Origin of the sequence: Mesorhizobium sp. M0106 (assembly GCF_040322715.1) — a bacterium.
In the GTDB taxonomy this organism is placed as follows: domain Bacteria; phylum Pseudomonadota; class Alphaproteobacteria; order Rhizobiales; family Rhizobiaceae; genus Mesorhizobium.
On record NZ_JAMYUA010000011.1, the window covers coordinates 70,145 to 84,718 of the forward strand.

Genomic DNA, 14,574 nt, shown 5'->3' on the forward strand with positions numbered 1-14,574 from the left:
ATTGACGATGATTCTTCGCCCCAAGCCGTCGCTCCGCCACAATGCTCACCCTGCCGGGATCGAACTGGTCACCACCGTGGCGCCGGTGCCGTCCTGGTTGCGACGGGCGGTCGACGGCCCGCAAAGCCTTGACGAGGCTGCGGTTGTGGCAGGCGCAACGATCGGCGCGCTCGACGCTGTCGTGCGCCGGCAGGAGCGATGGGCCGGCGCCTGGCGGCAGCGCTTGGCGCTTTCGGCGGCTGCGGCAACTGCGAAGCAGGCCGGCCGCGTCGAGGATGACGGCGCCCTGCGTGACGCGGTGTGTCTGACCCGTCCCGGCGATGACGTCGGGCCGGCCGGCCGCATCCTGCTCGCCTGGCGCCGGCTGACTTTGCTGCCGGCAGAGGATCTGCTGACGGAAGCTGTGCTCGCCGCCGCGCTGGACGAACTCGGTCACGGAGGCGACGACGAGGCGGTGAGCGATCTGATCGAGGATCTCCGCCAGCTTTCCGGGGCGGAGGGCGTTGTCGCGGTGCTGACCGGCGCCTTCGCGGCTGCTGAGCGCCATGGCTTCGGACGCAGTTTCGGGTCCTGGCTCGCCGACGTCCTGCTCGCGCAACGGCTGGGCTGGCAATATGCGGTGCCGCTGCTGGGAGCGCAGTCAGGATCGGGCGGGTACACGCGTGGCGTGCGACCGAGAATAACCAGCCTGGCGGAGAGGGACCAGGGGCCAGGCCGGGAGAGCGTGCAGAGCCTCCTTGTGGCTCAGGCGCGCGCCGCGCTGCGGGCCGTCGAGCTTTCGGCCGAGCTCGATCGTCGTGCCCAGCGGCTCATCGCCGTTGCACCGAAGCTGCGGGCAAAGGGATCGGATGCTGTAGTCGAAAAACTGCTCTCCGACGATGCGATTGTCGCGTCCCAGCCCATTCCTGGCATGAGCGAGCGAGGTCTGCGGCGCCTGTTTGACAGGCTTGTCGACTTTGGCGCCGTGCGAGAATTGTCGGGTCGGCCGACCTTCCGGCTCTATGGGCTGTAGCGATGGCGGACCGGACGGGAACTCAGCGAAAGGATAACCAGCGCTTGCTGGTCGATACCGAACTCGAGCACCTGCCGTCGGAGCTGCGCTGGCGTGAATGGATGGGCCGGATTGAGGCGGTCATCTTCGCCGCCAGCGAGCCCGTCATGCGTGAGACGCTGGCGCGGGTCGTCGGAAAGAGCTGCAACGTCGATCTGATCATCGACGACATTCGCGAGGAACTGCGCAACCGGCCCTATGAGCTCGTGTCGGTCGCCGGAGGATGGCAGCACCGAACCAGGAAAGCGTTTGCCGACGTCATTCGCGGTGCATTTGGCACAGCAACGGGCCAGGGCGCGGATAGAACGCGGTCAAAACCCCTGTCGCAGTTCGAGGCGCTGGTGCTGATGTGCATTGCATACTTCCAGCCGATCACCCGTGGCGAGCTGTCATCCTTCTTCGGCAAGGAGGTTTCACGCGATCTGATTGGCGTACTGCGCGAGCAGGAATTCATCACCTCGGGACCGCGCAGCCCACAGCCCGGCGCCCCCTACACCTACGTGACGACCAAAGCCTTCATGTCGCACTTCGGTTTCGACACGCTGCGCGACTTGCCCGATTTCGAGGCGCTCGAGGACGCCGGACTGCTCAGCAAGGAGAAGCTGCTGGCGGGAGAAATTCCGGCCGGGCTGGCGAGCGAGGAGGAGGAAGGCGAAGAGGAACATTTAGAGGCTGACCGCGTTGAGGACCAAGTGCCCTAGAGGTCGTTGCGCCCTTGGCGAGAGGCGGCAATTCAGGGCCAGGACGACTGATCGTGCGGCAGCCGATGATCGGGATCATGGACCGCGACGCGATCCTCTTCGACAAGATTGGCCGAGAAGATCGCCAGATTGGTGCCGCCGGCATGGCGCAGCGACGGAAACAGGATACCGCGAAGCCCAGCCGTGATGACCAGGTCCGCGAGCTTCCACGATGGCGGGACCTTCCTGTCGATGCGGGCGATCTGGCGCCACGCACAATCCCATCCTTGCCAGATGTCGTCCCAGACATTTGGGTCGAACCCCTGCGAAAGGTCGGCGACCTCGGCGAGCGTGATCTTGTAGGCTGCAAGGGTGGCCGGCGGGATGATGCTGGCGCCCTGCTTGTATTCACCGAGGGCCGTTTGCGGCGCGCGTGACAGGTAAAGCGCCTCGACGCCCGGTCGATTGAAGCGGCCGCCGTCGATCGCCGCGCCCGCACCGCTGATGGGCAGGAATGCCCATTTGGGTGTCAAATAGCGGTGAAAGATCTCGTCCGGGCCGACGTGGGTGATTCTCACCCGCGCGCCCCGTTCTCGAGATCCCTGATGAAGGCCAGAACCGCCTCGACCTGGCCGTCCGCAACGAGCTCGGCCGCCGTGCGATGGCCATAGTCGGCGATGGGCTCGTTGCGATACCAGTAGATCGCCTTGTCGACGTTACCGGTGAGTTCCGTCGCGGCCGAAATCACCTTCACCATTTCGCGCATCCGGCCCTGCAGGCGTTCCGATGCGGGATTGCGCAGCGTGTTGCGATGAACACCGGTTAACTGCGCCAGGTTGGCCACCTTCACGCCGAGGGCCTGCGACAGGCGTTTCGGCGAGATATAGGGCGTGCGTGGTTCCTGCAAGCTATCGACAAAGCCTGAGACCACCGCGGAATGTGCGAGCTGTGCGTGGGTCATGGCAAATCTCCGACCTCTCATACGCACAATATATGCACATTAAAGCGCATAGCAAGTGAACAGAGGTCCTTTCTCATAGCGGTTGCCGCCCGGAAAATGCGGGCCGACTATCTCGGCGCCCTTCCGGTCGGGAGAATGACATGCTGGTCGGCATGGTGACCGACCGCGATATCGTGATGCGCGGTGTCGCCGAGGAGCGCTCAGCCGGCAACACGACCGTTCGCGAGGTCATGTCCGAGCATGTCTATGCCATTTGCGGATCAAGCGGATGATGCGCTTGTTGCCGATCCTGTGTTCGATGAAGCGAACCAGCCTTTCCTGACTGACCGTCCCGAAGAAGTTCTGGGTGTCGGCGTCTACGATCCAGTTCACCTCCCGTTGGTCAATCGCGATGTACAGGGCATCCAATGCGCCGTGTGGTCCTCTTCCGGGCCGGAACCCGTAGGAGAAACCGCAGAAGTCGCCTTCATAGATGCATTGAGCACCGTGACTGTTGCATCCTGAACGATCTTGTCTTCCAGTCGCTGTTTCCCATCCGCCTTCGGTATAACCCCCCCGCTGGACTCGTTTGTGCAAATACTCAAGCCGAAGCTCGAGGGCGCTGACGAGCCCCTCTGGCATCTTCCCCATTCCGCCGCTACCACCCCTTGGCTGAGAAGCTCGCACAATCGGCGACCATCGCCCTCATACGCGTCAATCCGATGGTGGGGGCCTTTCACGAAGTCCAATTACTAGCGGAAGGGACAGCACACAGAGTCCCGCCATCATGAGGAACCCGGGCGGGCCATAGGCTCCATAAAGCTGACCTGATACCCAGACAAGGCCCGCGGTGGCCAGCCCCGGGCCGATCGCGTAAAGGGCCTGCGCCGTGGCGGCAAGATGTGCCGGCACGCTGCTGGCGATAACACGCATACAGGCAAGATGCAGCAGTGCGAAGGTAATGCCGTGAAGCGGTTGCACGAACGCAAGCATCCAGATCGCCGCCGTTTCCGCTTCCACGACCCAGCGCAGGATTCCGGCCACCGCGGCCAGAGCAGCGGCCCCGGCCCCGCCAAGCCGGCGCAGCAGGATCGGCCCGACCACAACGAACACCACCACCTCCGCTCCGACGGCTTCCGACCAAAGTATGCTGCTCGCCGCCGTGCCGACCCCGGCCGCCGTCCAGCGGATGACCGAGAAGGTGTCATGCATTGCATGGCTGCCATAGATCAGCGCCGCAATCATGACGATGCGCCGGAAAGTCGGGAGACCGAGCAGCTCGCGCAGCCCGCCGATTACGCTTTGCCCGACCGGGTCCGCAGCCCGCTCGGCGCCGGTGTCTGATTCCGGCACCAGCGCGGCGGCAGCCAACGCTCCGGCGAGCAGCGCGGCGTACATCCATATAATCGCATCCAGCTCGAAAACTCCGAGCACCTGGCCAGCCGCGAGGGTGCCAGCAACGAAGGCCGCTGATGCCGCACCCCGCACCCAACCATACTCAAAACCCGGCTCGCGCACCGATGCGCGCGCCGCAAGGGCGTCGGCGAGGGTTGTGATCGGTGCCAGCCCGGCTGACTGGGCCAGATAGACGACCAACAGAAGAAAGACGCCTTGCACGGCAGCCAGCCCAAGCGTCGCCGCTGCCGCGATCCCGATGCAGACCGCCAGGGTGATGCGGAGGGCACCGAGAAGATCTGCAATTCGATTGGCGAGCGGTCCGGCAATCAGCCGGGCTGCGTTGCCTAGCCCGAACAGAACGCCCAGCTCTTCAGGTGTCAGGCCGCGCGCCTCAAAATACCGTGGCCAGAACGGGGACGCTGTCCCGAATGCAGCATACATTGCGGCATAGAGCGCTAAAAATGCCAGCAGCGGGCCAAGGCGTGCCATGCCAAAGTTCTGCCACGGACGCGCCTCGCGCTACAGGGGGGATCTGGAGAATGATGCTTCTTCTGCGAATAAACTCGGCCCCGCTGAAGCGGCTTCGACACGCCACGTTGACCCAGAATATGATCACCTTGATGCCGGCGCTCGATGCCATGCCGGAATGCCCGCACCCCGCGAACATTCCGCAAAGATCAGGACCTAGGCCCTCAAGCCTTGCCTAGCCCGAACGTCACGATGGGTGATCTTCCCGGGAACATATTAGCAATTCGAGAGTTGGCGTCGGTGCAATACAAGGAGAGGTGTGCGCGTCGCCCGCTTTCGTTGAAGGCCGACTTTTCACTTTCACGATGTCCTGCAAAAATGAAGATCGCCCAGATTGCACCTCTTATCGAATCTGTACCCCCCAGGCTCTATGGCGGGACCGAGCGCATCGTTTCATATCTGACGGAAGAGCTGGTTCGACAGGGCCACGAGGTGACCTTATTCGCCAGCGGTGATTCACGCACTTCGGCCGAACTGGTGGCGTGTTGCGATGTTGCACTGCGCCTGAATCCCAAGTCCCAAAACCATATTCCCTACCACATCATGATGCTTGAACAGGTCCGTAAACGGGCGGATGAATTCGATGCACTGCATTTTCATGTCGATGTTCTCCACTTTCCGATAATTCGAGAGTTCGCGCAGCGAACCGTTACCACGCTTCATGGCAGGCTCGACCTTCCGTTCCTGGCGCGGCTTTACGCGATGTTCGACGACATTCCGCTGGTCTCGATTTCCGATGACCAGCGCCGGCCCATGCCGCCGGTCAATTGGCTCGGAACGGTCTACCATGGCCTGCCGCGTGATATTCTTCCATTCCGGCGGAAAGCCTCGGGATATCTGGCATTTCTTGGCCGCATCTCACCGGAAAAGGGCCCGGAAGTGGCGATAGAAATCGCCGCCCGCGCTGGAATGCCGCTGAAGATCGCGGCCAAAATCGACGCGGTTGACCAATCATTTTGGGCGGAGCGAGTTGAGCCCCTGGTGCTTCGATATTCGAATGTCGAGTTCATTGGCGAGATCGATGAGCAGCAGAAGGCGGAGTTTTTGGGCAATGCGACAGCGCTGCTGTTTCCGATCGACTGGCCCGAACCGTTCGGCCTTGTAACCATCGAGGCAATGGCCTGCGGCACCCCGGTGATAGCCTTCAACCGCGGCGCCGTTCCAGAGGTCATCGATGATGGCGTGTCCGGATTGATAGTGGACAGCGTCGACGAAGCTGTGGAGGCTGTACGGCGGATAGGCGGTCTCGATCGCGCACGGGTACGGGAAACTTTTGAAAGGCGGTTCATGGTCGGGCGCATGTGCAGCGACTATATGGAGGTCTACCGCTCGCTCGCCGGCAACAAGCGATTTGCATTTGGCTCTCGAAATGGCCGCGCTGAAATGCAGCTGGTCAGGCCTGTTTGACCGAACCGGCCTAGAACCGATCGGCTTCGAGCCGCTTTTGATCGCGCTCTACAACAGAATTCGCCAATCATTCGCCAAGAATTCGAACGAGGCTCTCCGCGATCGCGCGCCGAGTGCGGGATTGATGCGAGACGCTGTTGATGAGGATGGTTCGGCGCCGGCCTTGATGGGCAAGCATGTGTGCCTGCGCCGCCCAAGTCTCCACCGCCCAAGTCTCTTTCGAACAGGAGGGCTGACATGACCACTGAAGTCGAAGAACGCAAGCTTGATCCAGCTGTGGCTCTCCCGGCGCTCGACGAATCGGCGCCGCGCGAGCCGCATAGGCAATTTGCTCTCAAGCACGAGGACTGCTTCATCGTCGCGGACAGCTATGGCGACATACGAGGCACCGGCGACGGACTTTTCCGCGACGACACGCGTGTGCTGTCGCGCTTCCGTCTGTTCATCGGCGGCCGCATGCCCTCACTGCTTGGCGCCTCGCTATCGCAAGATAACATCCTATTCACCGCCAATCTTACAAATCTGGCCACCATCGGGCCGAACGGTAGTGAAACGCTGCCGGGCGTCGTGCACATCGATCGGACCCGGTTCATCTGGCAAGACCGCATGTTCGAGCGCGTCATCTTCACGAATTACTCCGCGCGCGAGGTGCTGCTGCCGGTCCGGTTCGACTTCGACGCCGATTTCCGTGACATGTTTGAGGTGCGCGGCACTACGCGCAGCCGGCGCGGTCGCGCGCATGACGCGCTAGTGGGCGAGTCAAGAGTGACGTTTCGCTACGAGGGTCTCGACAATGTGGAGCGCCAATCCGTCATCGCGTTTTCGATGACGCCCCATCAGATGCACCCCAATCACGCCGAGTTCCTCATTGTGGTGGGGATGCGCGACAGCAGAGCGCTCCATCTGGAGGTCGGTCACAGCGAGGAAATCCCGTCCAGTGATCGCTTCCGCGCGGCCGCGGCGCGAGCGCGGTTTGCCATGCGCTCAAAGCGTCGACAGGGCGCCACCGTCTTCAGCTCCGGCCGCGTGTTCAATGACTGGCTCACGCGCACGCGCGCCGACATAGCGTTGCTGACCACTGATCTGGAGACCGGGCCTTATCCGTACGCCGGTATTCCCTGGTTCTCGACCGCCTTCGGCCGCGACGGCGTCATTTCCGCCTTGCAAATGCTGTGGCTCAACCCTGACCTTGCCCGCGGGGTCCTGGCGTTCCTTGCCCGCTATCAGTCGACAGAGACTTCGATATTTGACGATGCCGAGCCCGGCAAGATCATGCATGAAACGCGCAAGGGGGAGATGGCTGTGCTGCGAGAGCTACCGTTCGGCCGCTACTACGGCGGCGTCGACACCACTCCGCTCTATGTTTACCTGGCCTGGTCCTATGCCGATCGCACGGGCGATGACGAGTTCGTCGATCGCATGTGGGACTCGCTGTGTGCGGCCATCGCGTGGATGGAGGAGGTAGGAGCCCGCAACGGAGAGGGTTTCGTGACCTACAGCAGGGCGGCAGATACGGGGCTTTTCAACCAGGGCTGGAAGGACAGCGCAGACGCTATCTTCCATAGCGATGGGACGATACCCAGGGGACCAATCGCACTGGTCGAGGTGCAAGGTTACGTCTTCGCAGCCTATCAAGGCATGGCTGCGCTGGCCGCCAAGCGCGGCGATGTCGCCAAGGCAGCGCACTGGAGCGGCATGGCAGAAAGGATCCGCAACGCAGTGGAGACGCAGTTTTGGATGTCAGACCGCAATTTCTATGCCTTGGCAATCGACGGCGAAGGCAAGCAATGCGCGGTGCGCGCCTCCAACCCCGGTCACCTGCTTTATGTCGGGCTACCGTCAGCTGAACGGGCGCAATCAGTTGCCGAGCAGCTGTTATCAGCCCATCTCCACAGCGGTTGGGGCGTTCGGACTTTGGCCGACGACGAGCTTCCATTCAATCCGATGTCCTATCACAACGGCTCGATCTGGCCGCACGATACGGCAATCTGTGCCGCTGGGCTCGCCCGCTACCAGGAGCGCACCAGTGTCGTGAAGCTTATGAGCAGCATGTTCGAGGCGGCGGTCCGTTTCAACATGCGGCTCCCGGAGCTATTCTGCGGGTTTACGCGTGCGATCGGTGATGCGCCAGTGGCCTATCCCGTGGCTTGTCTGCCACAGGCATGGTCCGCCGGATCCGCCTTCATGATGCTGCAAGCCTGTCTGGGGATTCGGATCGATGGTTGGAAGGGCGAGATCAATGTCGAACGCCCTCGGCTGCCGATAGGCATCGACAACATCGTCCTCCGGCACTTAGCGGTCGGTGACGTGAAGGTCGACCTCACTTTTCAGCGCGTCGGCGACCGCATCGTCTGCTATCTCGACGAGCGACACGAGGGCCTCGTGCCGCTGGTTGTGCGCTCTTAACTGTGGGCGGCTGCAAAAAAATGGTCGTGCATCAGGCAACCGAGCCCCACCCGACCGGGCTCCAGAGCGGTTGTACGTCTTTTTGGCGAAGGGCGGTTTCGGTAAGATAGCCGGAGCGCAGGCCGTGGGCGGAGAAGGCTTGCGGCTCGAGCCCGGCCTCGGCGACGCGGCGCTTCAGCACCAATTCGGCAGCCTGCAAGGGTTTGTCCGATTCCGAACAGTTAGGCGGAGGCTAGGCCGAAGTGACTTTGCTCCTCCTCGCCGTAAGCACCGTGTGTGAGTTTTATCATTCCAACGCGATCGACGATTGCGATCTCGCCGCGTTTGGCGTGAACCAGCCCCCGATGTTCAAGCATTTGGAGGGCGGTGGTAACGCCGGGGCGCCGGGCACCAAGCATGGTCGCCAGAAATTTATGCGTCAGGTAGATCTTGTTTCCTTCGGCGCGGTCTTGGACCATCAGCAGCCAGCGGGCCAACCGCTCCTCGATTTTGGAATGGCCGTTGACCAGCGCGGTCCGGGACGAGTGCACGAGGAACGCGTGGGCATAGCGAAGCAGCGACTCGCGAAGGGACTGGCTTGCTGCAATCGCAGCGCGAAGGTCTTCAACGGGCAGAATCCAGCCATTGCCGGCGACCTGGATATAGGTTTCATTGGGAGATCTGTCTTGGCCGAGGATAACGGCAACCCCTGTCATGCCATCGTGGCCGACGATGCCGACTTCGCTTTGCCGCCCACCGGTCATGGTGGCGACCACCGATGCAATGCCCATCTCTGGAAAATACACACGCTCGATCGGCTGATATGCGACCTCCAACTGGTCTTTGATGTCGAGTTCGACGTGATGTTACCCGGACACCGATTGCAGGCCATTGCTAACGACCGCTCCTTATGATTGGGAAATTTTCTTCGGAGGTGAGTTCGATCTCGCCTTTGACTGCGGTAATTCAAATGGGCCGAAAGATATCGACGCGGTGCTAGTGTTGCAATCGTTCGGCACCCCAGTTTGCTCTCCAAAGCTGCTGGAGAGAGGGGTGCCACTAACCTCTCCTGCCGACCTGGTTCACCATAACCTGCTGCATGAAACGTCTGATCGGCACGATTGGAAAGTTTGGGCTGGGCGATTTGTGCCGAACCTTCTTGACGTGAACTCGGGTGAGGTCTTTCCCAGTGCCGATATGGCCTATCGTGCCGCGGCCATGGGCCAGGGCGTCGCGATCGGAGACCTTCTCTGTGCTCCACGAAGAGATCACCAAGGGAGAACTGGTCCTGCCGTTCAAGGACATGCAGATCTCTGACGACACGGAGGCCTATTACTTGTGTTGCAGAAGAGATTGCTGGACCGACCCTCGTATCGCCGCATTCCATCAGTGGGTATCGGCCGAGGCAACGTGGTCCTGAAGGCCGGGACGGTCAGGCGCGCCCCAAACGGCGACAATCGGGCGCGGCCATTTAAGTCGCATAGCATCGTATCCTGGAACTTCGAGGTGTCTACTCATAGAACACTGCATGGGGATGCCTTCAAGATCGTCCAGACACTACACGGTCACGTACTGGTTGCGCCTTGTCAGATGTGGCCAGCGTTCTCGCTGTTGGCGGACCACGGCAATTGTCCGCGAATGCGGCTAACGCTTCGAACTGGCGATTGAAACAGCTGGCCTGGAAACCCGCGCGAAGGGGGTGCTTCCCACCTGCGCAGTCCGTGGAGCTTAGCGCATTAGATCGGCGTACAAACGCAGCGGGAACTTTTAGCCCCTCGCGTCCATTTCCTGATCGATGCCCTGGAGAGTTCCGCCATGAATGTCAGCGATGAAAGGACTGTATCGCTTTGGGCGGCAACCGAAGTCGCGCCTGAGGCGGTTCCGCTCGAGCGGAGTGAACAGGTCGATGTCGTGGTCGTCGGATCTGGTATTGCCGGACTGTCGGTCGCCTACGAACTGGCCGTCGCCGGGCAAAAGGTGGCAGTGCTTGATCGCGGCCGGATCGGAAGCGGCATGACGGCACGCACCACCGCGCATCTGTCATCGATCTGCGACGATTATTTTTCGGAACTGATCAAATTGCGCGGCGAGGAACTGGCGCGGATTTACTACCGAAGCCAGTCGGCCGTTATCGCCCGTATCCAAGCAATCCAAGAGGCGGAGGGTATAGCGTGTGATTTCCGCCGCCTCGACGGCTTTCTGTTTCCGGCGTCAGGCAGAAAGGAATCCGTCATCGAGCGCGAACTGGACGCCGCTCTGAAGATCGGAGTCGACGTCGAGAAAATCGTGGGCGTGCCGCTTGCTGGGTTTTCGGACGCGCCCGTCCTTCGTTATTCCAATCAGGCGACATTCCACCCGCTCAAATATCTCCGCGGGCTGGCTGCCGGCATCCGCGCGCGCGGCGGCGCGCTTTATGCGGATACCATCGTCGACAAACTCGAGGAGACTGACGGCGGCGTGCGCGTAACCACGGTCTCAGGCTTTGCCGTGTCTGCCAAATCGGCCGTTGTCGCCACCAACTCGCCGATCAACGATCGGGTGGCGCTCCACACCAAGCAGGCGCCGTATCGGACCTACGCGATGGCATTCGAGATCGCGCGCGACATTTTGCCGGATGCACTCTATTGGGACACGCTGGACCCCTATCACTACGTCCGTCTGCAGCCTGGCGAAGGCAAGACCGACTTTCTGATCGTCGGTGGTGAGGATCACAAGACAGGGCAGGCCGACGACGCCGACGACCGCTTCGCTAGCCTGGCGGCCTGGACCAAAGGGTTGGTGCCCGATATCGGCGCGGAAGCCAATCGATGGTCCGGGCAGGTAATGGAGACCGTCGATTACGCCGGATTCATCGGCCGTAATCCCGGCAACGGGCACGTCTTCGTTGCTACCGGCGATTCCGGTCAGGGCATCACCCATGGGGTTGTGGCCGGCCAATTGATTTCCGACCTGATCCTGAAAGGGGAAAGCCCCTGGCGGGAACTTTACGAACCCTCTCGCAAGACGGCACGCGCGATCGGCGATTATTTGGCGGAGAATGCGACAGCGATCAGGAGTTTTGCCGAGTATGTCGCGCCTGGTGAAATTGATGCTGCCGATAAGCTGCGGCCCGGACAGGGGGCTATCGTCCGCCAGGGGCTTGCCAAAGTCGCTGCCTTTCGCGATGAGGACGGCACGCTCTACAAGCGATCGGCCGCATGCACCCATATCGGTTGCCATGTCCATTGGAACTCGCTGGAACGCTGCTGGGACTGCCCCTGCCACGGCTCGCATTTTGCCGTCGATGGCACGGCTTTGAACGGACCGGCCGTAGCGCCCCTGGCTTCGATCGAATAAGCCAATCGGCGTTCGCTTGTGTATTGGCGCCGAAGCACCGGCCAGCGCAAATGACGCCTATGACGTAGATATCACTGGTCATAAAAGGCTACATCGATGCAGTTGTGATCTCTAGCTTCTCGACAAGACGAGAGACATCAGTCGCCCATAATCAGCTCAAGGTCATGGCTCGGATTCGAAGCACAACATTTGGCGAAAATGCGCGACAACCGAAGGAACATTTATCGAGTTTTACGGGGTTAGAAAGACTGGCCCGCGATCAGGTGCCAACAGGTGATACCGGCGGGCTTTTGGGAGGAAGTCAGGATCCGTGTCACGCCTTCAATTCATATTTCGCGCCGTCGCGCGTTGCAGTTCGGCTTGGGAGCAACCCTCGCCACCACCACGGGCCTGACGCCGGTTTCTCGCGCCTATGCCCAGGAGGACGTGCAGGACGAAGACATTTTCCGCTTTGCGCTCAACCTCGAATATATGGAGGCTGAATACTATCTCCGCGGCACCACCGGAAAAGGCATCGACGCAGCCGATGCCGGCTCGAAATCCGGCGACGTCGTTGGCGGAAAGCAAGTCTCGTTCGAGACGCCGGCCATCGGCGAATTCATGCAGGAAGTTGCGGAAAAGGAACTCGCGCACGTCCGATTTTGCCGCAAGACGCTTGGAAAGAACGTCGTCGACAGGCCGGCCATCGATTTCGACGCAGGGTTCAAAGCCGTCGCGGAAGCGGCTGGTCTCGGTGCGGACTTCGACCCCTTCGGCAATGAGACGAACTTCGTTCTCGGCGGGATGTTGTTCGAGGATGTCGGCGTCACCGCCTATGCGGGTGCGGCGACAGTTCTAAAGAACAAGGATTTTCTCGCCGCCGCTGCAGGCATTCTTGCGGTCGAAGCCTATCACATGGGAATGGCGCGATCGACGCTATACCGGAAGGGAGAGGAAGCCTGGAAGGCCGCCAACGCTGTCTCCGATGCCCGAGACAAAATCGACGGATCGGACGATAAGGACCAGGGGATCCAGGTGGACGGCAAAGCCAACATCGTTCCTTCAACGCCGGACGCAATCGCCTTCACCAGAAAACCGCAGGAGGTGCTCCGGATCGTCTATCTCAACGACAAGGACGGAGTGAGCAAGGGCGGCTTCTATCCGGAAGGGATGAACGGCACGCTCAAAAGCACCTGAGCCGCTCGCGACAGGCGATCAGATCGCCGGAAGACGCGGGGCGGGTTCACGAGCGCAATGATCGTGGCAATACGTCTGCATGACGATCCCGGTGCAAAACCTGCCGCTGGAGCCCAGGACAGGATTGGATGACCGTCCGGTTTGATTTCGAGCCGCGACCTTGCGGCGTAAACGGCAAAGTCAGGAAATGGCGCGTCCCGCGGGTAGCAATCGGCTCGATGGAACGACCGCTTCGGGACCAACCAGACGATGCTGCTCTTGTGCTCGTCGGGTGAGCCGGGCTACCGTCCGCTCGCCCTGTCCGTCCTGCGCCTCGAGGCCCTCGAGGACGGACGGGTCGCGGAGGTCGTCGACTTCGAGGTGCCGATGAGTTTTCCGCTGCCGCGCGGTTTCAACAAGGACGAGGTCGAACATAGGGAGGTCGGATGGAGGTCGCGACTGAGCAGGAGTGGCAGGCCGCCCGCAAGGAGCTGCTGGCGGCCGAGCGGGAGCTGGCGGCGCACGAACGGCGCGTCACCAAGCAGCGGCGTGAGTTGCCCTGGGTTCCGAGCACTACGCTTTCGCCACCGACGACGGGCCGAAGTCCTTGCCGGAGCTGTTCGATGGCCGCGCGCAGCTCCTCATCTATCACCTGATGTTCGGGGAGGACTGGAAGATGGCGTGCCCGGGCTGCACCTCGGTCGGCGATGGGCTGGGCGGCATGGTCACGCACGTGAACGACCGCGACGTGACGCTCATCGCGATGTCGCGGGCGCCGCTGGAGAAGCTGGTGGCGACTAAGGCACAGCGCGGGTGGACGATGCCCTACGTGTCTGCCTACGGCGACGACTTCCTGTTCGACTACGGCTTCGCGTTCCGCCGGGAGGAGATGTCCGGAATCGTCCGCGACGAGTTCGACATGGGGCAGCTGCTCCGATGTTGCTGATGGCCGGCGACTTCGTGCTGGTTCCGGAAATCTTCTCGTTCACGATGAGCAGCCTGGAACCGCCGCCTCGCGGAGCCCTTGCCCAACGTCTTGAGACCAGCCCGGGTGTCTTCCGGCTCGGTGACCCAGAAGCGACCGCCGAAATCAAGGCGATGGTTGGCCATTGTGCCTTTGGCTCGGATGACAAGACTCTTCTCGTCTCGTTGCTACCAGAGGTTATCCACGTCCAGGGCGAAGAGCGGCTGATGATGCTGGTCGGGATGATAAACGACGAAACGAGAGCCGACCGGACCGCCCGTGAGATGGTGCTTCACCGGTTGTTGGAGGTGCTGTTGATCGAAGCTTTGCGTTCAACGGCAAGCGCCGCGGCCCCACCCGGTCTCCTGCGCGGTATGGGCGATCCGCTGCTGGCACCGACCTTGCGCCGGATTCACGCGGATCCAGGTCGCAGCATGACGGTGGAAACACTCGCGCGGGATGCTGCCATGTCCCGTTCGACCTTCTTCGATCGTTTCCGGAGGGAGGTTGGCGTGGCCCCGATGGAATACGCGATCGGCGGCGCATGGCGCTGGCGAAGGAATTCCTTCGCAAGGATGTTGCCACGGCGGAGATTGCGCAACGCGTCGGTATGGCTCGGCAAGCGCCTTCAGCGTCGCGTTCAGTCGGCATGTGGGAATGCCGCCCGGCGCCTATTCGCGGGTAAACACCGCTGGGTAACGCCGGCCCGATTGCAAAATGTGGAGCAGGC

16 protein-coding genes and 2 pseudogenes are annotated in these 14,574 nt (G+C 61.6%); 12 read left to right on the top strand and 6 right to left on the bottom strand.

From position 1 onward, the window contains the following. The first annotated feature begins 7 nt into the window (after positions 1-7). On the top strand, positions 8-1,012 hold the full coding sequence (locus tag NKJ55_RS13475; RefSeq protein WP_352450413.1) for a DUF1403 family protein: 1,005 nt from the start codon (positions 8-10) through the stop codon (positions 1,010-1,012). 2 nt (positions 1,013-1,014) lie between these two features. Beyond that, entirely contained in the window at positions 1,015-1,752 is a 738-nt protein-coding gene (gene scpB / locus NKJ55_RS13480; RefSeq protein WP_352450322.1) for an SMC-Scp complex subunit ScpB, read from the top strand. 32 nt (positions 1,753-1,784) lie between these two features. Here scpB and NKJ55_RS13485 read toward each other — a convergent pair whose 3' ends face one another. Both NKJ55_RS13485 and NKJ55_RS13490 read right to left on the bottom strand, forming a co-directional pair. Further along, complete coding sequence (locus NKJ55_RS13485; RefSeq protein WP_352450323.1) at positions 1,785-2,309, bottom strand: RES family NAD+ phosphorylase; 525 nt, start codon at positions 2,307-2,309, stop codon at positions 1,785-1,787. Then, complete coding sequence (locus NKJ55_RS13490) at positions 2,306-2,692, bottom strand: hypothetical protein (protein WP_352450324.1); 387 nt, start codon at positions 2,690-2,692, stop codon at positions 2,306-2,308. Before NKJ55_RS13490 ends, NKJ55_RS13485 begins: the two co-directional genes overlap by 4 nt. A 140-nt stretch (positions 2,693-2,832) precedes the next feature. Here NKJ55_RS13490 and NKJ55_RS13495 point away from each other — a divergent pair, with 140 nt between their 5' ends. Together NKJ55_RS13495 and NKJ55_RS35615 are read left to right on the top strand one after the other, a co-directional pair. Beyond that, entirely contained in the window at positions 2,833-2,964 is a 132-nt protein-coding gene (locus NKJ55_RS13495) for a CBS domain-containing protein (protein ID WP_352450421.1), read from the top strand. Beyond that, positions 2,939-3,196 (top strand): hypothetical protein, encoded by a 258-nt coding sequence (locus tag NKJ55_RS35615; RefSeq protein ID WP_502894554.1) that lies wholly within the window; start codon positions 2,939-2,941, stop codon positions 3,194-3,196. Before NKJ55_RS13495 ends, NKJ55_RS35615 begins: the two co-directional genes overlap by 26 nt. Before the next feature lie 189 nt (positions 3,197-3,385). Here NKJ55_RS35615 and NKJ55_RS13505 read toward each other — a convergent pair whose 3' ends face one another. Then, positions 3,386-4,558, bottom strand: coding sequence for an MFS transporter (locus tag NKJ55_RS13505; protein ID WP_352450325.1), 1,173 nt, complete (start codon positions 4,556-4,558; stop codon positions 3,386-3,388). 357 nt (positions 4,559-4,915) lie between these two features. Here NKJ55_RS13505 and NKJ55_RS13510 point away from each other — a divergent pair, with 357 nt between their 5' ends. The 3 genes from NKJ55_RS13510 to NKJ55_RS13520 are packed head-to-tail and all read left to right on the top strand — an operon-like array spanning position 4,916 to position 8,410. Continuing rightward, entirely contained in the window at positions 4,916-6,004 is a 1,089-nt protein-coding gene (locus NKJ55_RS13510; protein ID WP_352450326.1) for a glycosyltransferase family 4 protein, read from the top strand. Next, a complete protein-coding gene (locus NKJ55_RS13515) occupies positions 5,967-6,245 on the top strand; it encodes a hypothetical protein (RefSeq protein ID WP_352450327.1) in 279 nt (92 codons plus the stop codon). Before NKJ55_RS13510 ends, NKJ55_RS13515 begins: the two co-directional genes overlap by 38 nt. Further along, entirely contained in the window at positions 6,242-8,410 is a 2,169-nt protein-coding gene (locus NKJ55_RS13520) for an amylo-alpha-1,6-glucosidase (RefSeq protein ID WP_352450328.1), read from the top strand. The genes NKJ55_RS13515 and NKJ55_RS13520 overlap by 4 nt, the downstream gene beginning before the upstream one ends. A gap of 31 nt (positions 8,411-8,441) precedes the next feature. On the opposite strand, the gene NKJ55_RS13525 is transcribed toward NKJ55_RS13520, so the two are convergent. Together NKJ55_RS13525 and NKJ55_RS13530 are read right to left on the bottom strand one after the other, a co-directional pair. Further along, positions 8,442-8,609, bottom strand: coding sequence for a hypothetical protein (locus NKJ55_RS13525; protein WP_502901493.1), 168 nt, complete (start codon positions 8,607-8,609; stop codon positions 8,442-8,444). 22 nt (positions 8,610-8,631) lie between these two features. Beyond that, a complete protein-coding gene (locus NKJ55_RS13530) occupies positions 8,632-9,225 on the bottom strand; it encodes a Crp/Fnr family transcriptional regulator (RefSeq protein WP_352450329.1) in 594 nt (197 codons plus the stop codon). Between the two features lie 55 nt (positions 9,226-9,280). Between NKJ55_RS13530 and NKJ55_RS13535 the strand changes: the two genes are divergently transcribed. From NKJ55_RS13535 to NKJ55_RS13545, 3 genes are all read left to right on the top strand, one after another. Continuing rightward, on the top strand, positions 9,281-9,706 hold the full coding sequence (locus NKJ55_RS13535) for a LysR substrate-binding domain-containing protein (RefSeq protein ID WP_352450330.1): 426 nt from the start codon (positions 9,281-9,283) through the stop codon (positions 9,704-9,706). A gap of 498 nt (positions 9,707-10,204) precedes the next feature. Continuing rightward, the gene (locus NKJ55_RS13540; protein WP_352450331.1) at positions 10,205-11,725 is read left to right on the top strand and encodes an FAD-dependent oxidoreductase; all 1,521 of its coding nucleotides are present in this window, start codon (positions 10,205-10,207) and stop codon (positions 11,723-11,725) included. Positions 11,726-12,085: 360 nt separating this feature from the next. Beyond that, a complete protein-coding gene (locus NKJ55_RS13545) occupies positions 12,086-12,901 on the top strand; it encodes a ferritin-like domain-containing protein (RefSeq protein WP_352450332.1) in 816 nt (271 codons plus the stop codon). 180 nt (positions 12,902-13,081) lie between these two features. Here NKJ55_RS13545 and NKJ55_RS13550 read toward each other — a convergent pair whose 3' ends face one another. Then, on the bottom strand, positions 13,082-13,315 hold the full coding sequence (locus NKJ55_RS13550) for a hypothetical protein (RefSeq protein WP_352450333.1): 234 nt from the start codon (positions 13,313-13,315) through the stop codon (positions 13,082-13,084). A gap of 11 nt (positions 13,316-13,326) precedes the next feature. On the opposite strand from NKJ55_RS13550, the pseudogene NKJ55_RS13555 reads away from it, so the two are divergent. Continuing rightward, positions 13,327-13,826: pseudogene (locus tag NKJ55_RS13555) on the top strand (DUF899 family protein). Beyond that, a pseudogene (locus NKJ55_RS13560) lies at positions 13,814-14,543 on the top strand (cupin domain-containing protein); the annotation flags it as partial. The pseudogenes NKJ55_RS13555 and NKJ55_RS13560, both read left to right, overlap by 13 nt. Between the last annotated feature and the right edge of the window lie 31 nt (positions 14,544-14,574).